At 47.6% G+C, this 21,407-nt stretch carries 14 protein-coding genes; 2 read left to right on the forward strand and 12 right to left on the reverse strand.

Annotated features, from left to right (window positions below; translation table 11 throughout):
* Positions 1-16: 16 nt before the first annotated feature.
* The 9 genes from MHH49_RS02190 to MHH49_RS02230 all read right to left on the reverse strand — a co-directional run bounded on the left by MHH49_RS02190 (position 17) and on the right by MHH49_RS02230 (position 13,400).
* A complete protein-coding gene (locus tag MHH49_RS02190; protein ID WP_076100550.1) occupies positions 17-1,849 on the reverse strand; it encodes a glycoside hydrolase family 35 protein in 1,833 nt (610 codons plus the stop codon).
* A 25-nt stretch (positions 1,850-1,874) separates the two neighbouring features.
* Complete coding sequence (locus tag MHH49_RS02195; protein WP_256717902.1) at positions 1,875-3,149, reverse strand: alpha-L-fucosidase; 1,275 nt, start codon at positions 3,147-3,149, stop codon at positions 1,875-1,877.
* A gap of 115 nt (positions 3,150-3,264) precedes the next feature.
* Positions 3,265-4,662, reverse strand: coding sequence for an ABC transporter substrate-binding protein (locus MHH49_RS02200; protein WP_076100552.1), 1,398 nt, complete (start codon positions 4,660-4,662; stop codon positions 3,265-3,267).
* A 141-nt stretch (positions 4,663-4,803) separates the two neighbouring features.
* Positions 4,804-5,640 carry a carbohydrate ABC transporter permease gene (locus MHH49_RS02205; protein ID WP_036675652.1) on the reverse strand — a complete coding sequence of 279 codons (837 nt, stop codon included), beginning with the start codon at positions 5,638-5,640 and terminating at the stop codon, positions 4,804-4,806.
* Between the two features lie 15 nt (positions 5,641-5,655).
* Positions 5,656-6,585, reverse strand: a complete 930-nt coding sequence (locus tag MHH49_RS02210) for a carbohydrate ABC transporter permease (RefSeq protein WP_051490863.1) — start codon at positions 6,583-6,585, stop codon at positions 5,656-5,658.
* A 169-nt stretch (positions 6,586-6,754) separates the two neighbouring features.
* A complete protein-coding gene (locus MHH49_RS02215; RefSeq protein WP_076100553.1) occupies positions 6,755-8,338 on the reverse strand; it encodes a response regulator transcription factor in 1,584 nt (527 codons plus the stop codon).
* Entirely contained in the window at positions 8,338-10,059 is a 1,722-nt protein-coding gene (locus tag MHH49_RS02220; protein WP_036675655.1) for a sensor histidine kinase, read from the reverse strand. Before MHH49_RS02220 ends, MHH49_RS02215 begins: the two co-directional genes overlap by 1 nt.
* A 67-nt stretch (positions 10,060-10,126) precedes the next feature.
* Positions 10,127-12,289, reverse strand: a complete 2,163-nt coding sequence (locus tag MHH49_RS02225) for an alginate lyase family protein (RefSeq protein WP_341137851.1) — start codon at positions 12,287-12,289, stop codon at positions 10,127-10,129.
* Positions 12,279-13,400: a glycoside hydrolase family 88 protein gene (locus tag MHH49_RS02230; RefSeq protein ID WP_339823565.1), complete on the reverse strand. Its 1,122-nt coding sequence runs from the start codon at positions 13,398-13,400 to the stop codon at positions 12,279-12,281. The genes MHH49_RS02225 and MHH49_RS02230 overlap by 11 nt, the downstream gene beginning before the upstream one ends.
* Before the next feature lie 259 nt (positions 13,401-13,659).
* On the opposite strand from MHH49_RS02230, the gene MHH49_RS02235 reads away from it, so the two are divergent.
* A complete protein-coding gene (locus MHH49_RS02235) occupies positions 13,660-14,922 on the forward strand; it encodes a TraB/GumN family protein (RefSeq protein ID WP_341137852.1) in 1,263 nt (420 codons plus the stop codon).
* Between the two features lie 191 nt (positions 14,923-15,113).
* Here the strand turns inward: MHH49_RS02235 and MHH49_RS02240 are convergent, their stop codons facing one another.
* The gene (locus MHH49_RS02240) at positions 15,114-16,400 is read right to left on the reverse strand and encodes a Gfo/Idh/MocA family oxidoreductase (RefSeq protein ID WP_038569484.1); all 1,287 of its coding nucleotides are present in this window, start codon (positions 16,398-16,400) and stop codon (positions 15,114-15,116) included.
* 147 nt (positions 16,401-16,547) lie between these two features.
* Between MHH49_RS02240 and MHH49_RS02245 the strand changes: the two genes are divergently transcribed.
* Complete coding sequence (locus MHH49_RS02245; RefSeq protein WP_076297615.1) at positions 16,548-17,375, forward strand: helix-turn-helix transcriptional regulator; 828 nt, start codon at positions 16,548-16,550, stop codon at positions 17,373-17,375.
* A gap of 519 nt (positions 17,376-17,894) precedes the next feature.
* On the opposite strand, the gene MHH49_RS02250 is transcribed toward MHH49_RS02245, so the two are convergent.
* Entirely contained in the window at positions 17,895-20,114 is a 2,220-nt protein-coding gene (locus MHH49_RS02250) for a glycoside hydrolase family 88/105 protein (RefSeq protein WP_176462569.1), read from the reverse strand.
* Between the two features lie 15 nt (positions 20,115-20,129).
* Positions 20,130-21,401 carry a rhamnogalacturonan lyase family protein gene (locus tag MHH49_RS02255; protein WP_038569482.1) on the reverse strand — a complete coding sequence of 424 codons (1,272 nt, stop codon included), beginning with the start codon at positions 21,399-21,401 and terminating at the stop codon, positions 20,130-20,132.
* Between the last annotated feature and the right edge of the window lie 6 nt (positions 21,402-21,407).

Consider the following 21,407-nt stretch of genomic DNA (forward strand, 5'->3'; position numbering starts at 1 on the left):
TTAAAGCTAAAGGCATCTACAAGTTATCATCCTGCACAAAATTCAACACGGCGTCATCGACGGCCGAAGTTCTTCCCAGATCAGGAAGGTCCACAAGCTCAATCTCGCAAGTCTCCGCACGGCCATGCAGCTCCAAAAGAACAAGTTCATTGCGCCCCTTGCGCAGCAATGGGCCCGGGATATATAGGGCGCGTTGCGGCCCTGCGTTCCAGTAGCGGCCCAGATTAAAACCATTGATCCAGGCGACCCCTTTATTCCATCCATCGAATCGTAGAAAGGTATCGCCAATCTCCTCCGCCTCGAAGCTCCCCCGGTAGAATCCGGGCAGACCCGAAAGGGTCGCAGTTTGCTGCTTCTCCACCGGGTGCTTCTTGTACGCTAGTGAATCCAGCTGTTCCTGTTCCAACGGCAAAGTACGAATCGTCCAGTTATATTGCAGCTGGTTATCAATCCGAACCCCGTCCAGAATCCCTTTCGGATCGCGAATGAGCGGCCCGTAATTGATTCGTCCCATGTTCTCGACGAGGATATCCAGCTGCGCTCCCCCAGCGGGGATGGAAAGTTCCAGTGGCAGCGGATTCCAGCGCTCAATCACCCCAAGCACCTGTCCATCCAGGAAGACCTGCGCCCGATCGCGCACGCCCTCGATGTAGAGTTTCTGTCTAGAGCGCGGCCCTTTCACATAAGTGCTGTACAATATAAAACCATAGGATTGTCCGAGCTTCTCCATCGGCTGTACACACACGCTGTTCACCGTCTCTGATAACTTCTCCAGATTGGAAGCTGTGAATAGTTCCGCTCTTTCCGTCAAAGCGACTTTCCCGTAAGAAATCTTCGGAATCGGCTCAGGGAGTGGACAAGTCGGGGCAAATCCATGGTTGCTGAGTACCGACCGGACAGCTTCAAATTTCTCCGTCGTATCTCCCCATTCCGTGAGCGGGGCATCATAGTCATAGCTTGTAGTCGTTGGCTCGTAGGTGACGATATGATTCGCACCATTATAGAAACCAAAATTGGTTCCACCATGGAACATGTACATATTAAATGAGGAGCCCTGTGTCAGAATCTCATCCAGAACACCTGCTACATCCCCGGCATCGCGTACATGATGATCCTCCATCCAGTGATCAAACCAGCCGTTCCAGTATTCCATCACCATAAGCGGCTCTTCAGAGCGGTATTCCCGATATTTGCGGAAGGATTCCTCTGTACTGGAGCCGAAATTGACTGTCGCATGCACATCCTCCAGTGTTCCGCCGAGCAACATCTCATCGGTTGGCCCGTCGGAAGTAAATAGCAGCACATCGATCCCTCTGCTGACCAGTCCATCACGCATATAGCCCAGGTAGCCACTGTCATTACCATAGCTGCCATATTCATTTTCTACCTGAACGGCCAGAATTGGTCCGCCATGTGTGGAGAGCAGCGGAACCAGCCGAGGCATTAGCTCATCGTAATAACGGTCTACCTTGCTTAAATAAAGAGGGTCACAGCAGCGAAGCTGGAGTTCCCCGTAAGCTAGCAACCAGCCCGGCAGGCCTCCGAACTCCCACTCTGCACAGATGAATGGACTCGGTCTGACAATAACATGAAGCCCAAGTTCACCAGCCAGTTCGATAAAAGATACCACATCGGCCATGCCATCAAATACGAACTGCCCTTCTTTAGGTTCATGTATATTCCAGGCGATGTAGGTCTCCACGGTATTGAATCCACAGGCTTTCAATTTCAGCAGCCGGTCTTTCCAATATTCAGGCATAACCCGAAAATAATGAATGGCTCCTGATACGATACGATAAGGCTGTCCGTCCAGCAAATAGTGTCCGTCGTTCCAGGTGAGCAGGCTCATTATCGACAACCTCCTTTATTAATATTTATTCTAACGATTCCCCGCAGTGGTAGACGGCAAGCCGTCTAATCTTGGGGCTTGCGGCAGCTTCTGACACCCGTAAGCGGATTTTCTCTGCGACAACCGGAGGGAAGGCGTCGATTTTCTTATGGCCAATCGAACTGCCACGCTTCAACTCCAGCCACGCTCCGTTGCTGTACGCTTCCAGCATATATCCTTCTACTCTTTCGCCGTAAGCGATATCCTCCATAATCTCGGCATGATCAATCACAGTAGCTGCTGGCAATTCCAGTTCAACAATATCTCCAGTACCTGCTGTTACCGCCAGAGCCTTGTCAAATCTGCGTCTTATCTCCTTGCCGAATTCCAGCAGCTGCTGCACATCAGCCTCCGGAAACAGCCCGCGGTTGTCAGGGGCTACATTGAGCAGCAAAGTTGCCCCATGTCCAACCGAACGATAATAAATATCCATTAGCTGCTCCAGAGACAGCAGCAGATGCTCCTCCTCAGGATGCCAGAACCAGCGGTCTTTACGGATGGGCACATCGCATTCCGCAGGCACCCAGCTCGGCGTTCCGGGAAGCCAGTTCAATGAAGCTTCACTGAACATGCTACCCCGCGCAGAATTTGCAGTGTTCCAGCATGGATAAGGAGCAACGCCATCCTCATTGCCAACCCAGCGGATCGTTGGTGCCCCCATATTAAACACCATGGCGCCTGGCTGGTGGCGCTTGATCAGATCCATAATCCGCTGCCAATCGTAATTGCGGCCCTCCGACCCTGCGCCGTCGAACCAAATTTCCGTAAGCGGACCATAGCCCGTAAGCAACTCTTGTAATTGCAGGGCATAGAAATCATCGTACGCTTGCGGATCTGCATAACAGGGCTCATGTCTGTCCCACGGAGACAAATAAATGCCGAAGCCAACTCCAAGTTCACGGCAAGCCTCCGCGCATTCCTTGACGACATCGCCGCGCCCTTCTTTCCATGGGCTAGAAGCCACAGAATAAGTACTTGTCGCAGTCGGCCACAAGCAGAAGCCATCATGATGTTTAGCTGTCAGTATAAAATAACGGAATCCAGCTTCTTTGGCTGTACTAACCCATTGGTGGGCATCCAAATGAAGCGGATTGAAGACCGCAGGTGAATCATTGCCTTCTCCCCACTCCTGATCGCAAAACGTATTGATGCCAAAATGGCAAAACATCCCCAGCTCCAGGTCCTGCCACTCCAGCTGTTCCCTAGAAGGCAGCGCCAGTTGCTCTTCCGGCTTGTTCTGTGAAAATCTGCTTTCCATCATTTCTACACTCTCCCATATGTTTGTGTAGGCCCAATATATAAATAAGGCTTTGGAAAGCCAGTTGATGACCTTCCAAAGCCCCGTCCACAACTTGTGATACTTGCTTATTCCCTATTTATTTGATAACACCTTTTTCGTTGATAATTTTTGTTGCTTCATCAACCATCCATTGCTGCACCTTATCAATCGATTCATTTCCAAGCATAAATCTGCTGAAGCCGTCATCGATTATTTTGGTCAATTCGGACGTTGCAGTCGTCATCACCTGCGCGCCATCAAGGAACTGAATTGCACTGTCAAAGAGTGTATATTTGAGTGAATCCATATCATACATATCCTCTTTGCCAGCTACCAGTTTGGTCAGCAAGGCTTCATTATCCGCTTTTTTATAACCGGAGAATTCCAGTCTGTTATCACTAACAGCCGTTGACATAAATCTCATCAGTTGGAAAGACGCCTCTTTGTTCTTCGAAGTAGCGCCCATCGCCAGCATATTGCCGCTGGTGAAGTATTTGCCCTCGTATTCTTTTGGTTCCGATCCTGCCGGAGGCACCGGTACCGGAGCAAAAGCTGTCTTGAAATCATGCGGATACTGCTCAGTATTGCCCGGATCAGCAATCGTCCAGTTACCAGCCAGAATCATAGCGGCTTCTTCATTAAAGAATTCCGTGCGGTAATTGAGCTTAGCCGCTAAAGCGTCTGCATAAGTTTTCGCAGATTTATCAGCAGACTCCATATCTTTGCGCAGCTGGAAGAAGTATTTATAGGTTGGATCCGCGAAAATGGTCGTCCCGTCATCATACACGAATGGATCTTTCATCATCGTTTGGGCCGGAGCGTTCATATACAACTCCCAGGTGTGGAAGTATGTGCCGTAACGTTTGTCTACGCCTTCACCTTTGGTCAGTTTTTTGGCATAGTCGCGGTAGTCATCCCATGTCCAGCCAAAAGTAGGTACAGGCAGCCCAGCTTCATCCAGTGCATCTTTATTCAGCATTACATAGTTGCTGCTCTTGGTATATTGCATCCCATAATAGTTGTTGTCTACCTTAGCATTCACATAATATTCATCCTCAGGAACGAGGTTATCCTTCTCATAGAATTCATTCAGCGGGGCAAGTGCTCCCCGGGTCGCCCGTTCAAGTACGCCTCCAAGGCTTGGTACCTGAACAACGTCAATCGCTTCGCCGGATGAAATCAGGAAGTCGAGTTTCTTCAGCATCTCCACAGAATCACCGGGAACGAGTGTCACATGCTCTACCTTGATATTTGGGTTCTGATCCATAAATTCCTGCAGCATGGCATCCGTGCCTGCTGATTGGGCTTCATTGTCCCAGTTGTAATATTTGATGGCGACTTGCTTGTCCACCTTGGTGTTCCCGGCATTCGTACTGGCTTCAGCACCGCCATTCTTCTCTGAATTTCCGGAATTTCCACAGGCGCTTAACGTTAAGGAAACCGCCAGCATGGAGCCTAGTACAACGGATAATCTTTTTTTGCCCTTTGTTTTCATTTTACTTCCCCCCGCACTGAAATTTAAGTATAGTGCCTTGTTCATTTCTTATTATAGGCACCCGCTGTACAAGCCAAGTGCACAATTTTGCTGTAGTAGGATCACATTTTTGACTTTTACCCTCTTTTGCATACCCGCAAGTCAGCCCTTTACGCCTCCCAAGGAGATTCCGTTAATGACTTGCTTTTGCAGGGCAATGAACACGATGACCAATGGGATGATCGCCGAAACGGCTGCCGTCATCATAATCGCATAGTTGTTCGAATAATCGTCCCGGAACAGTGTCATACCGAGTGGGATAGTGTACAGATTCTTGTTTAGCAAGAAGATCAGCGGATTCTGGTAGTCATTCCAGGTCCAGATAAATTTGATGATCGCCACGGTAGCGAGCACCGGCTTGCAGAGCGGAACAATAATAGACCAGAATATCCGCAAATGGCCTGCACCATCAATTCGTGCCGCTTCAATATATTCGTCGCTGATACCAATCATAAATTGCCGCAGCAAGAACGTGAAGTAGATGGAGAACATACTCATTAATACGATAGCAGCATGAGTATCATAGAGGCCGAACCAACGAATCAGCAGAAAACGCGGAATCAGCGTGGCCTGGTCAGGAATAATCATGAACGACAGCAGCGCCAGAAAGACCATATTCCGTCCTTTAAATTTGATTTTGGTCAAGGCGTACGCCGACATAGATGAAATGATCAGTGTGATGCAGGTTGTAATAATCGCAACTTTAAAGGAGTTTAAATAGAAATGGGAGAAAGGTACCCGTCCCATCCAAACCATCTTGAAATTATACGCTACATTGATCTTCTCGGGAATCCATTGGATCGGGAAGCGCATTACATCTTTTTCATACTTGAAGGCTGCGGAAATCATCCAGATCAGCGGAATAAGAAACACAATGGACAAAGCCCCCATGATGCAGGTAGTGATCACTCTGGACATATTTTTTCTAATCAGTTGCATGTTAATCTCCCCCCTTTATTCTTCATTTCTCATTTTCCAAGTGGCTGCGGTAATCAAGCCGATAACAGCGAATAGCAGCCAGGAAATTGCAGAAGCGTAGCCCATGTTGTAGTATTTGAACCCTTCCTCATAGATCCTGAACACAAGCACGGTAGAAGAATTATTCGGACCGCCTTCGGTCAAAAAGGCGATGATGTCGAACACCTTAAACGAGCCAATCAGCATGGTAATAAGCAGGAAAAATGTAGTCGGACGCAGCATCGGAACTGTGATGGCAAAGAATTTTTTCAGCGCGCTGGCGCCATCTATTTCGGCGGCTTCGTAGATTTCATCGGAAATATTCGTCAAGCCAGCCATATAGATAATAATGGTGTAGCCAAGACTTGCCCAAGAACTGATAATGGCAATGGATAACAGTGAGGTCTTTGGATCAACTAGCCATTTCGGAGGGCTGGAAATTCCAAACTCCATCAGCAACTGATTGATCGGTCCAAGAGACGGATGGAACAATGCACTCCATACGGCAGCTATCGCAATAATTGAAGAAATATAAGGAATAAAGAAAGCCACTTTAAAATAATTTTTGAGGAACACACTGTTTTGAATCAATGCCGCGAGCACCAGCGCAATCGCAATCGGTATCGGCACGGTCATAATCATATAAAAAGCATTGTTCTTCAAAGCTTGAATGATACTCGGATCATGGAACATTTTGATATAGTTATCCAATCCGATGAACTCGATTCCTTTGACTCCCGACAATAGATCCCATTTCGAGAAGCTCAAATAAAGTGAGAATCCAAGCGCAAATACATTAAGAAAAAGCATCCCGACAATTTCCGGTGCCAAAAACAGCCACCCGGTTAAAGCCTCTTTCCGTTGCGGAGTCCAGAATTTCCGCTTCTCTTGCAGAATTTTTGGCACAGGTTGTTTTGCAGCCTCCACGTTGTATCACCTCGACAATTTGATTTGTCATTATAGTAATACATCCGCCTTCCGCAAGAAGGAGTGATTATGACCCGGAATGTGCAAGATTTTGACCTTTGTCCGCCGACAACAAAAAACCGCCCTAGAGGGGCGGCGGGTCTGTTCATATCGTTGACAATTGTGCTTCTCAGCGTACCGAATGTTTGGATTTATATTCGCTTGGCGTAGTTCCTACATATTTTTTGAACACTTTTGAAAAATAGGTTCTGTCCGAATATCCCAGGCCGACGGCCAGCGACTCCAGGTTCTGGCTGGAGATTTTCAGCATTTTGGTAGCGACCTTCATCTTGTGCTGATGTACATAGTCCGTAAAGGTCAGGCCAGTCATGCGCTTGAAATAACGCGAAAAATAGCTTGGATCCAGAAACAGATAACGTGCCATATCAATTGAGGTGATATTATCGCCAAGATGCTGGTCGATATACTGCTGGATAAGCTGCAGCTTGGGCTCCTGCGGAGAAGCTCCTGTCACCTGCTGCTTGCTGCCTGTAATCTGTACAAGCTTTCTTTCCACCAGTTCCATCGTATCTTCAAGTGTGCGGGTCTGCACGAGATAGACGAACAGATCCTCATCGAACATCAGGCTCGTAAACATTAACTCGATGCCGCGGAGCATAAAGGATAAATCCCGGGCGAAATCGCCAGGATGAATAGACATTGCTTTTGCAGTCCTAGCGATTTCCTGTAGAGTGCCACGGATGGCTTCAAGGTCTTTTTTAATCACGGCCCGTTCCATCTGCGGGATATAGCTGTCCAGAAATCCTTGGGGTGCAGGCTGGAAACGTGGAGAAGCGATTTGCAGAGTATCCAGAACCGTGTAATCCGCACTTGCATAGAACTCGCATTTGTCCTGAACAATCTGCCGATGGATCTGGCCAATCGCCTGTAGCTCCATTTTCTCTGTGACGGCAATAATGCCGGGTTGAATCTTTAGGAGATGGGAGCATTCGGAACACAGCCGCTGTAAATAATCGTGAAAATGAAGACTGGCATTCTGCGCGAGATTCACACGGTAATTATATAGAATCACAATATTCTTTTGCTCCAAGAAAGGCGTAATCCCTTCACATGTTTCGGACAGTTCCAAGGCTATATTGTAAATAGCATATAAAATAAGTGGATACTCACTCTGCTTGTATCGCTTGTCGAAACTGGAAAAATGAATACTAACCGTGCCCAGCATAAACCACGGATACGTCCAGGATATGCCGATTTGCGCCGCATAAGCCAGTGTGGTTTCAGGCGGAGCACCGCCAATCACCCTTTGCAGCAGGTTCTGCCGGAAGAGCTGGCTGTTGTAGCCTGTCTCCCCATGGCTGATCAAGCCAATCTTCGACTTAAGCAAGTGTACGGACTTGGCAAGGCTTTTCTCCAGTTGCTCTTCTGTAAGCTGGTCCTTGATTAAATAATCATCTACTTTCAGCTTTACCGCCTGCTGAGCATAATGGAAATCCTCATGACAGGTCAGGAAAATAATTCTGACCTCCGGCTTCATGCGGGTGAAACAATCGGCTAGCTCAATCCCGTTCTTTTGCGGCAAACCAATATCCGTGATCACAATGTCAGGCTGCACTTCCTCAAACATTAATAACGCCTTGGCACTGGAATAGGTGCTGCCGACAATCTGCAAGCTATGTGCCTCCCAGTCAATCATCTGCTGAAGCACTTTGAGCATAGGAACATCATCGTCTATGAGCATCACTTTATACATCAATATCCCTCTCTCTCTGACAGATTAACCTGATGATTGCCTTGCGGCAAATACAGAGAAACGGACACCCCACCCTGCGGCAGATTATGCAGCGACAAGCGGGTATCCTGCCCATAGGTCAGCCTCAGCCTTTGAACTACGTTCATTAACCCGACCCTTTGATAAGCTTCATCCTGTTCATCGTCCTTATACAGTAACCTGCGGTTCAGTCCCGCCAGAACTTCAGCCCCTGCACCGCAGCCATTATCTTCAACTTCAATCATGATCCCATCAGGGACCGTTCGCGAGCGAACGACAATACGCGGTGCCGGGTGGTCAACCAATCCGTGGACGATTGCATTTTCTACAAGGGGCTGCAAAATCAGCTTAGGGACGATGAGCTTCTCTGTATCCTTTTCCAGATCGACCTCCAGTTCAAGAGGGATTTCGTTGCGGATCTTCATTATATCGATATAATGGCCAAGCAGTTTGCATTCTTCCCGCAAGGTAGCCGGTTCATTGACCTTCAAATAGGCCCGGAGCAGACTCATTAATGAATCGATGATCCCACTATGCAGCTTATCTTTGGACAAAATAAGACTACATTTAATCGAATTCAACGTGTTGATCAAAAAGTGGGGGCGAATCTGCATAAACAGCGCCTCCAGCTCCATCACCCGCTTCTGTTCCTGCTCCAGCTCGATGTCGTGAATCAGTCCTTGCAGCTGGTCCAGCATAGTATTCAACGTCTGCCCCAGCTCAGCGATTTCATCCTTGCCCTTGACCTCCAGCCTGACATCAAGATTCCCCATCCCGAACTGGCGCACAACGCGCTGCAGCTTCATGATCGGACTATGCAATCTTTTGGCAATCAGCATGGAGGTAGCCGAAAAGACAATAAATAAGAGGAGTACCAAGCCAATGCCACTATAAAACGTCCGCGAGATCTGACCCGACCATTCTTTCTCCGAAGCTTCATAGATCAGCTGCCAATTAGATTTGTCGATAGCTCTGGCCGTACGAACGCTTCCTCTTGCTTCCTTGCCTTCTGGAGCCAGCTCTGAGTTCCCAGCAATCAAGCCTCCTCCAGAATCAAATAACGCAACCTTGCCAAATTCGACGGGTCCGAGCAATTTATTGAAATAGGATTCAGGAATTGAGATAAGCAGCACGGACACCTGCCGTTTCTCCCGGCTGTCATAGATAACTCTGGCAATATAATAGCTGCTGCTTTTACCAGAACCGCTGTCAGCCATCCCAAGCCATTGCAAGGTCTCCGGTTCGTGAATATTGACACGGCTCATCAGCTTGTCCAGGTTGGCATTGATCACGGATAAATTCTCAGTCCCAGAGGAGATCACAAAGTGTTTCCGGTTGACCAAATACATGCGGATATTATTATTCAACGGCTTAGAGTTGATGAGCGAAAACACATCTTGAATTTGCGTAAAATGTACGTAATCCTGATAGCTATTTAGCCGCTCAGTATCCGCAAATGACTTCAGATTAGCGCGGAAATTGGTATCGTTTACAATAAAATGGGAAGCGAACGTCACATCATCAATAGTTTTGTTTAATTCGTCAATCATAACGTTCAGGAAGTTATCGTTGCTGAGCTGCAGCTTCTCTACCATCGTATCCCGGATGAGCACGAAGGAAATGATCGATACTGCAATCAGAGGGATAAAAATCAGCAAAAGAAATGAAACCTGGATACGTCTATAGTAAGTGAATTTGAACATGTTTTCTCCGCGCCTCTCTCATGCTCTTTTCTTTTATTCTATCAGCCCGTTGTCCAGTATTCATACATTATCTGATTACCGTGACCTTCTTTTGACCGTCTGCAGAAACAATAAGCACTACTTCTCCAAAAATTTGTACGCCTTCCACTACATAGGAATCTAAATGACTGGATGGAATCTCGTGGCTGATCACGATAATATGCTCCTCATTCCTTTCGGGGAGGATGATGCGGCAGGCCTCCGCGTGTGCAGCAGCCACCGGTTCACCTGTATGGCGGTAAATCGGCACCTGTTCGACCAGCGGACAGAACAACTCACCCGAAGACTGCGGGTACAGCACCTGCATGATCGAGACCGTCCCTTTCCCCTTTCGGGAGTACACAGCATACTGATTGGGTTCCAGCAGATTATATTCGCGGGAGATTACCCCAGCAGCAACCCTGCCCTGAAGACCCTCAACATGAACAGGAAGGATACAAAGATTGGCTTCCCGCTCATTTTTTGTACGGCATATTAGCGTTCCATCTTCCATCTGAACCGCTCCGGGTGCAAAATGAAAATGCTGGGAAAATGTATGCTCCTGCCGGGAACTGAAGCTGTCCACCAAAAGCCAGTAAAAAGGCTTAATAAATAGGATCCTCCTTAACGGGTAAACCGGATCATCCCAATGACGGTAGCCGTCGTGGCTACCCTCTACATAATCAAAGTCCGGATGGCTGATCCATTGGCAGCCCATTGGCTTCGCAATCTGAGAGAAGGACCATGTATCCGTGACTTCGGTAAATCCAATTCCGTCGACAGTGGTCGTATTATGGGCAGCGCTTTCTTTTAGCGCTTTTCTAAGTGGTGTATGATCACTATAGTTGTATCTGCCAAGATCGGTAAGCAGATCCCGCCCATAGGCATACAGATCGAAATGTAGCAGATCCGCGTGCCCATGTCCACCCCCAAGCGGTCCGCAGTGAAAATATAGGTACAAATCCTGCTCGTCCCAGCCCGTTCGCATCACATAATGGCCGGAATGTGCATAGGAGCGTGACAAGTTTGGTGGTAGCTCCGCATTCAGCCGCTCGTAGCCCTCAACTCCATTTATCCCAAACAACCAGGCATTGTCATAATCCATTTGATCGTATCCGCCAAAGCGGAGTACAGCATCCTGAAATAACCAGCCCGCATAAGTCAAAAGCGAACGGATATCGCTGTCATCACTATCGCCAAGCATCGGCTGTCGGTGATTCGGCTTGGCCCAATATAATGAAGCGGCAGCCATTTGCTGAACCTTTTGCTGAAACTCATCCTGAAGCTCCACTCCATTCAATCGGGCTAAACGGATGCAGTCGAGAAAACATACCAAAACCTCATGGTGATAGGTGGGCGATTGCTCCCAGTGGATGCCGTCCGCCATAATCTGAATTCGAGCTGTCTCTCCCAGTCTCTCCTTACTGAGTTGTCGCCAGTTTTTGGCGCTAGTGAACTCAGGGAAGTAGAGCGCAGTTTGGAACAAACCACAAGTCTCCAGCACCCCCCAGTTGCTGATCTTCTTCCAGCCCGTAAACGATAAAGCTAAATATTGGCCGTGTTCATGCAGAGATATCATCACTTTGGCCAGCAGCGCCGGTGTGAGCAGTGGACTATCCTGTATATAGGACAACGCTTTGATCCAGTTAGCACAGCGAAGGCCCGTTTCAATTGTGCGCCATGTCAGCGTATCATTCGTAGGCTTGTCTGGAACGGGGTTACGGTCTATCCAATCTTCAAGCTGGCAGCAAACTGCTCTCGCATAATCCTCTTTACCTGTTATCGTATACGCTTGTCCTAATGCCACCCAGTAGCGGTGGCGATTCAGCATATAAGCCCATTCTACATCCTTGTCTGGAACATGACGCCAGTCAATTTCTTCCTCAAAGGTAACCGGAATGCGGCTGCGCTCCATATCCCAGGGAAAACGAAAGAGAAACGTCTGCTCCACAACTTCATCCGCTGTCTTCATTACAGCTTCCAGCTCGTCTGCACAATAGCGCTGCACATAGTCAATAAGCTGCTGCTTCCGGTTATCCTCTATCCGCCAGCCCGGCGTGGTCCGGCGGGTCAAATACCGATGCAATTCAGTCAGCGCATCGTCCTGCCGAGCTTGGCTGAGCGCATTCTTCACTAGAGCTAAAGCGGGCAACTCAAGATCGAGCAGCGCAAAGACGGCATAGGGGGAGATTTGTCTGACATCAGCGTTCATACCAGTACCCCTTGTTGCCATTTTGCAGCCGCATCAATGCTTCGAGATAGAAATAATCTCCCCAGATCATGAAGTCATCTGGAGACAGATCGCCGCGCACATGGTAAGAACCATGCTTCAGCAGCCCCTCCGCCTCTTCGCCGAGCGTGGAATAGTTCTGCACAAGCGAAGTCATCGACTGCACTAATCCCTGCTGAAAATAAGCCCGTTCGGGATCCTCCCCATCCATTAGCTCCAGCAGTTCCTGGAGTCCGGCTGCTACTATTGCAGAGGCCGAGCTATCCCGGTAAGTATCCGGAGACACCGGAGCATTAAAATCCCAGTAAGCGACATGATCCTGTGGCAAATGCTCCAGAAAATAGCGGCCCATCCGCTTGGACGTTTCCAAAAACAACGGATCTTTGGTATAGCGGTATGATAACGCAAAACCGTAAACGCCCCAAGCCTGCCCGCGCGTCCAGGTCGATCCGTTAGTAAAACCCTGGTGTGTGGCGCCGCCAATCGGCTCTCCGGTCTTCGGGTCGAAGAAAAACGTATGGTAAGAGCTGTCATCTCCCCGTACCAGATACCGTCTCGTTTTCTCCGCCTGCATGACCGCCACCTCCCGGTATACGGAATCACCGGTCTGTTCTTCTGCCCAATACAAAAGGGGAAGATTTAACAGACAATCAATAATGATGCGCCCGCCTTCCTGAGCATCCCCCTCCGGTCCCCATGCCTGAATATAACCGCCAGCTGTACGCCAGCGCTTCAGCAGCAGGTCTGCCGCCTGCAATGTCAGTTGACGCGCTGATTCGTCTTTATCTATAATCCACTGGGCTTTAGAGGATAACGAATACAGGAAGCCAATGTCGTGATGATCAAGCACGGTCTTTGCCGCGAAACGGCGGCGGAAATCTTCTACGGTATGGGATGCCGCAATACGGAAGCTGTCATCCCGCGTATATTCATAACACAACCACAACATGCCGCTCCAAAATCCGTTAGTCCAGTCGTCGTTGTTATTGAGCTGATAAGTTCCATTCCTGCTGACATGAGGGAAACTGCCCCCGAACCGGTCTATGTTCTTACGTACCTTCTCTATCGCATCTTCAATCGCACTGCTCCACATAAGTTCCTTGCTCCCTTCAGGCTCTTCGTTTCTTACGTTTCATGATAAGGAGAGTGAACAGGATCTAATAGGGGCGATTTTTGCTTTGATGTGCATTATTTTGACTTCTGAATGACGTGAAGCACTGTAAGTTTACTTTCCAATCATAGGCATCAAATCAATATAGTAACAAAAGGTATAACTGTTTATGGGAAAATACGTTAAAATCAGAGAGTGACTTACATCTTTCATTCTTTTTTAGAAACGGAGTGTCCTATTAATGAAAAAGCTAGGTGCATTATTTTTATCCATTTTCATGGTTATGTCTGTCTTTACCACTGCGCATGCTGCTGAAAAGCCTGTCGGTGTATGGATTGATGGAACCGAAATAAAGTTAGGCGATTCTAACCCTGTTGTAGAAAAAGGAACGACCCTAGTTCCTATGCGTCCTCTGCTAGAGAAGCTTAATGTAAATATTAATTGGAATAAAAAAACCCAAACCGTAACAGGGACCAAAAATGGACTGGCCCTCTCACTGACCATTGGCAGCACAACTGCAACGGTAAATGGGGAGAAGAAAAAACTAGAGGTGGCTCCTAAGACCATCAACAATGTCACCTATGTTCCTGTCCGCTTTATAGGAGAAACGATCGGCTATAAAGTGGAGTGGAGTCCAGCGCTGCGCACCATCACTTTTGTGGCCAATACTCAAGCTGCAGGAAGCACCGGATTCTTATGGAAAGTGGAGAACAAAGGCAACACCGTTTATCTGCTTGGTTCTATCCATGTGGCTAACGACAAAATGTACCCGCTGCGTCCGGAGATTGAAGCTGCTTTTGAAGCCTCGCAATATTTAGGTGTCGAAGTAGATATCTCTAAGATTGATCAAGCTGAGATCCAAAAGTTTATTTTGGAAAAAGGCTCCTATACAGATGGAACCAAGCTCAAGAATCATGTATCCGCAGATACCTATAACAAAGTGACTCAACTGCTAAAAGCAAATGGTCTGGCGGAAAATGCATTCGATTCCTTCAAACCGTGGGTCGTTACCCAAGGTGTCTCAAGTCTACAGATGCAAGTTACAAGTTATACGGCGGATACCGGCATTGATTTATATTTTTTACAAAAAGCAGGCAAGCTGAACAAACCTATTATTGAGCTGGAAAACACACAATTGCAGCTGAATATGTTCGACCAGTTCTCAGATGGATTGCAAGAAAAGCTTCTTGTCGACACACTCGGCAGCCTCAATCAAACGGACAATACTTCCGCAGCAGCTTCACTGGATGCACTATCCCAAATGTGGATGCAAGGTGATGAGCAGTCGCTCGTAGCGATGACAAAAGCGGTCGCGCAAGAGCCAGAGTATTATAAGGGCCTGGTTTCGGATCGTAACGTCAACATGGTGAAGCATGTAAAAGAATATTTGAATAGTGATAAAAAAGCGACTTACCTTGTCGTCGTTGGCGCGCTGCATATGCTCGGTGACGATGGTATCGTGACCCAATTGCAAAAAGATGGCTTTAACGTCGTCAAACAATAATTGTTTTAGCTAAAATAAACAAGGCTGTCTCTTAGTCATCGTAGATGACTAAGAGACAGCCTTGTATTTTACTTTTTTTAGCTTAATCTAAAAGTAGAAGTTGACTTAACGTGCGGACACGCGGAGGGCCCTCCGGGATTCTGGAGAAACGCACCCTCCGAACCCAAAGCCGCTTGTTCATAAACGGGCTACTACAATTTTATTAACTGATCTACCTTAACTGGAAGTCCAGTAGCTATTGAACGATTTGCCGCAATCCCGGTCATAATAGACAACGCCCCGTCCACATGGGAAGCCGCACGATTAAAGCGATCCTCTAGCGGACGTTCAAAAATATCACGCAGCATCACAGGATCTCCGCCCCCGTGCCCCCCAACTCCTTCTTCAATCTCCACTTCATAAGGTGCTGCGAAATGAGGGAAAACCGTGATCCGCTTGTCTTTTAACGCCCCTTCATCTTCCTTGTTTCCTCCGGCATTTACATAAGACTGTTCGACGACCTTTACTTCCATCCGCCCCTTCGTTCCATTAAATACTACAATGAAGCCCTCCCAAGGCAGATAAGCATTAAGTGAATAATTCATAATCGTCTTATTTTTGTATTTGACCATAACCGCCATCGTATCCTCAATGCTGATATTATCACCGAACACACTTTGATCACGCAGGTAACCATCCTCATGCTCCGTATCCAGATACATCTGCTTTAACTGCTCGTTGTCTTTAAGATGCAGGGCAAACGGATCATTTTCTGCCGCGCTACTTCCATGAGCACGCTGATAAAACTCAGTCACCCCGCGCTTCTCCGCGTTTTCTCTGCCATAAAATCTTAGATCGCCCATCGCATAAATCGTATCCGGGCGCGAACCCAGCCAGAAATTCATCAAATCGAAATGATGTGTGGATTTATGAACCAAGAGACCTCCGCTGTTCCGTTTATCACGGTGCCATCTGCGGAAGTAATCCGCCCCATGCTGCGTATTTAGCAGCCACTCGAAGTTGACGGAAAGCACTTCTCCAATCGCGCCGTCCATAATGAGTTCACGGATTTTGGTGTTGTGTGGTGCATAGCGGTAATTGAAGGTCACACGCAGCTTTTTCCCAGTCCGCTCAATCGCTTCAAGAATTTCCTGACATTTCTCTTCATCCACTGTCATCGGTTTCTCCGAAATAACATCGCAGCCAAGCTCCATCGCCCGGATAATGTAACGATGATGCGTGCGGTCAATACTCGTGACAATTACCGTGTCAGGTTGGGTTTCCTCAATCATACGGTCAAACTCATGAGCTTTATAGGTAGGAACCGCTTGATATTTATATTTTTCCTCCAGCAAACGGTTCGCATAATCCATTCTTGCTCCATTCACATCACAAAAGGCTACAATTTCAGAGGTTTCACGATAATTCGTAGTGATCTCACCATAAAAAAACTCCGCTCGGCCGCCGGTTCCTACGAAAGCATATTTCTTGTTGGACATCAGGATCACTCCATCACTTATTGATTTAAAAGCGTTTTCTTCTTATAGTGTATAGTATAAAATACATCTGAATCTAAGCGATTCTTAGCAGAAACAATAAAAACTTTGCATATATTATCTTCATTATCTGAAAGGAGCAGATTTAGCATGGAACAGGAGCCTCAGCCTCCTTTTATGATTGAGCAAATAAAAAGAGCCGGTCCATTCAGCATGGATTCCGACCATTATCACGATACTTATGAAATTTATTATTTACTCGCCGGGGAACGCAGTTATTACATTAACAATCTGATCTACACCTTGCGTAAAGGTGATCTGATTTTTATTAACAAGAACGAGCTCCATCGTACCACCTCTAAAGGCTCTGCAAGCCATGAACGGATCTTAATTAACTTTGAGGAAAGCTTTCTGCAAAAGACATTGGCGCACTTCGAGCTGCATTTTCCATTTATGGCTACACAAAGCTTGCTTTTGCGGCCCGGAGTACATGAACAGGGTGCCATTGAATATCTTCTTTTCAGCATGCTAAAAGAACAAACAGAACCACGGACACAGCAAATCTCCTATCTTCAGACGCTGCTCATCCAACTATTTATTGAAATGAACAGAATACAGGAAATAAGCCGCGAGCCCATTGCCCCTGAGAGCAGTGAGAAGCAGCTAAAAGTCTACGAAATTATCGATTTTTTACAAGTACATTATGCTGAAAAGCTTACATTAGAGCGGCTATCTGAAACTTTTTTCATCAGCAGCACCTATCTCTGCCGTGTGTTCAAGCAAACGACTGGCTTCACTATCGTAGAATATCTAAACTACATTCGGATCAAGGAAGCCCAACGTCTCTTGCAGAGCACCAACGCTAAAGTTACGAACATCGCCGAGGATACCGGCTTTGACAGCATCGCCCACTTCGGGCGTGTGTTTAAGCAAATCGTTAAATGTTCGCCTTTGCAATATCGCAAGCAAAACCGCTGATCCACAGCTAGAAATCACAACCGATTCTCTATGTAGCCGCTCCGTCGATCAAAAGCACCTTATGTGAACTGCCATGGGCATACGGGGGCATCCGGAGCATTGAGGCAATAACAATACCCCGTCCCTAGATTACCTTTTCGCGCGAACAAAGTTCATGAGGCTATCGGACCCAGTGGACCTTATTCGCAGCATAATCGCTATTTTGGGATTTTATCGGACCCCATAGTCGCTATTGGTATAAAAAGCTACCTATATTGAGCGTTTCCGAAGGAATAACGTCACTGGAGTCCGAACCCCTGCCGAATAAGCAATAAATCTGCAAATAACGTCATCTGGGTCCGCATAACTTTGTCTCGCAGGAGTAATCGGCGGTTTCGGGGGGGCCGGGGGGTTTCGGGGTTTCGGGGGTTTAGGTAGCACTGTAACGCATAACAAGAGCAGCGATCCCCACTAATGGAGTATCGCTGCTCCGCTGTCATTTTGTGATTAATACGGTCGTCTCATTCCTCATCATGCCATTCATTTTGCTTCGTTATGTGATTTCATTTCCAAATCTCGTACAAGCCTGTGAACCTCAATTCCGGCCAGCAGCACGATGCCAATCCCATGTGTATCGTTTAATTGCCAGGTCAATTCATCTTTATAATACAGTTTGTTAAACGAATAACCCGAACCGCGGCAGACACCGTAAACATTGCCTTGTTTGTCAATACAATGACGGGTTAAGCCGCTCCAGCCGTGGAGTGCAGAGGTTACGTATGACTCCGGTTCCAGCAGCCAACCGCAACGGACGCCTCTAGCAAAAGCATAAATAAACATAGAGGTACAAGAAGCCTCCGCGTAAGACTCAGGATCCGTCAACACTTGATGCCATAAGCCATGCTCATCTTGCAGCTTAAGATAGCCTTTACTAAGCTCACGGAAATAATCAAGTAAATCAGCCCGCAACGGATGTTGCTCAGGCATAACTTCAAGCAGCTCAGTCAGCGAGAAAATCACCCAACCATTACCTCTGCCCCAAGGCACGCCATTGGGTTTATTAAACTTATAATCATATACATGATGCATAATGCCAAGCTCCGGCTGGAACAGCCGCTCCTTGTAATGTAAAAACTGCGCCGCCGCATCATCAAGATAAGCCGCATTTCCGGTCAATTTATAATATTTGCTTAGAAAAGGCGTGCTCATATACAGATCATCACACCACATCGTCTGCTGCATGAAATCAACTGTGCCACTGGTCCGATACAGAGCTCCGTCAGGCAGCCTGCTCTGCACTTTAGTAATGTAATTGGCAATTTCAGCAGCAGCTTCCGGTGCGCCCTGTAGTGGACGAAGCTTATTTGCTTCCAGCATCGTTGCCCCGAAGGATCCGCAGTCGTCCAGCGAATCCATCAGCGCCAGCTGATGATTGATGCCCGGAGCGCCATAACGTTCAAGGTCCCATAAGGCATATTCGTGCAGCCCTGTACATTGCTCAATATGGTGTTGTGCATATTCGGCATAATGGGGGGCCTTAAGCTCTACTCCTGTTCTCAGCAATCCGTACAGGGTTACGCCTAGAGGGTAATTCCAGCGCCCAAACATAACACTCTCCAAATAAGGCCTAACCCAGCTATTCGGTTGGTCCACCCGCCAAAAGGTTACTTCATCCGCTTCCCCAAATAAAGTATCCATAGAGGTCAGTTCTAAGACTTTCGGCGCTGTCCCCGAGGTGAATAGTCCAAGGTACAGCCAAGGATCAGTTAATCCTTCAACTGAATAAGGTTGCACGAGACTACTCTGAACACCACCAGACCGTACGTCCAGTTCAAATCCCCAATTCCCCTCTCCGCAGACGGACTCCACGACGAGATCATGTAGTCCATAACCAAGCTCCAGTTGGATATCCAGCGTGCCGTTCACGTTCTGGTGCTCAGCTACAAGTTTCCCATTCACATAGATAGAGATTTCAGCCATTCCACGATAGCTACCTTGCAGGCGTATGTCATCTTTCTGTAGGCTCTTAACTTCCAGCTTACACCAAGCAAACGCCTTGGCTCCTAGTAATTCCCCAAATATACGTGAACAGTTGCCAGTTGCCTGTTCCTGTGGCGACCATTGCGGCGTCGGAAACCAAGCGCAGCGAGCTGTCATCTGCTCTTCAGTGAAATCAGCTTCCAGCCAAGCTGCCCAAGACGTCTGTTGGGGTCCACTATAAATCCAACCTTCACAACCGCTTAACTGCGCCGTTGGAGTAAGAAAGTGTACCGGTGCACCTTTGACGCTGCCCGTTCCAAAAACCCCTCCGCAACCTGTACCTGTTGCTACATACTCCAGCACAAGATGGTTCCAGCCTTTATCCATGCCCGCCCGAAAAAACGTCCTCCGGTCCGGAAACACATCATCATTTAGATTGGAGCTAAACACCAGACGTCCATTTATGTAAACCTTAACTGGACTGTAGCAACTAACTGAGAAAGGGGCTTCTACCTCATTGTCACTCCACAGCTTTCCCCATACATATACGAATTGTCCTGCCTCTAGCTCCGGCAGTCGTTCTTCCAGATTCATATCGTAACGGCAGTCGCGGAGCCGTTTGAAACCACTCTGTGAATGTACCCGGTAAACCGGAGGCTGCGGGGGATAGGCACCGATAAAACGGCTGGCCACAGCGGCCAGTACATTTTCGATTTTGCCCCCATTATATTTGGCAATACAATCAGGATCAGGAAAGTATTCTGGAATATAAGTACTCACTAAGCATATCCTCCTTCACACCGTTATTTCTCCACCGGGATACAGCGTCGAGCTGTACAATCTTTTAGGCTGAGGTAACGATTTCTCAGAGGCACAGGTACTAATATCTATCCACTCGCTTGAATATACCGTTGCTGACTCATCATTATAAATTACAACCTGTTCGCTGCCACATCCCAGAAGATCGCCGTGAACGGCATAACCTTCCTCCTTGAATTCAGCTACAACCTGCATATGTCCATCGTACAAAGCAGGATATACCCCGCCTCCCCGGCGGTACGCGAGAATATAATCCGGAGAACCCACTTGCCAGTTGCTCACAGCTTCCACTATAGTCAGCCAACCGTCGGTTGTGCGTTCTTCTTTCCACAGTTCCTTGCCATTACAGTCTAGAAGAAACAACGCATCCTTGCCCTTCAGCCCTTTGCCGTCATCTTCGCGGATCATTCGGTCCAGCCCGGCAACCTGAAGACCAGGCAGTTCGGGCCGGAATCGGCCTAACGCCAGATGCTGTGACTCTATAGAACCGTCATAACGCCAAAGCTCTTGCCCGTCCCGGTCATACATCACCGTTACGCTTCCGCCGACAACCAGTTCAGGATAACCATCTCCATTCACATCGCCAACCCAAATACAGTCCGCGTGGTCATCCAGATCGTGGCAGCTCCATAATAAATTACCTTTAGAATCAAGCAGATCATAACCTGCCATCACTTGATCCTGTCCATTTCCATGAAGATCGTGAACCCACGGATAATGTCCTACATTGCCTGTATGCGTCCATAATAAATTGAAATTCTTATCCAAGACCCACAGTTGATGATAACGGTCCTTCAGAATGATGTCGGAAGCATGTTCTTGCCCTGTTAGATTGGCAATGATAATACAATCATGTGCATGTTCAGCAGGTAAGTCGTATATGGACTTAACCGTTCCTGTTGAACCTTCAAAAATATGAAAACGTCCATCCATTACACATAATACTTCCAGCGACCCATCACCATCTATATCATAAACTTGCGCTGGATAGTCCGAGCCTTGGCTGCCAGCGTCAGGATCGGGTGTGCCCACCTGCCACAGCAGCTTGCCATCCATATCAAAAGCGGTCAGGCATTGCACCTGATGGGGAATATAACGAACATCCTGGCGATTATCCGGCTGGACCAGCAGCATTTCTGCACGTCCATCCCCATTCAGATCGCCAATAAGCATTTTACAGCGTGGACCAGCAGCGGAAATATCTACTTTTGCCAGCTGATAGACTGATTGTGTGTCCTTCGTTCTCATTAGAAT

This window comes from Paenibacillus sp. FSL F4-0122, assembly GCF_038002845.1.
GTDB lineage: Bacteria > Bacillota > Bacilli > Paenibacillales > Paenibacillaceae > Paenibacillus_AQ > Paenibacillus_AQ odorifer.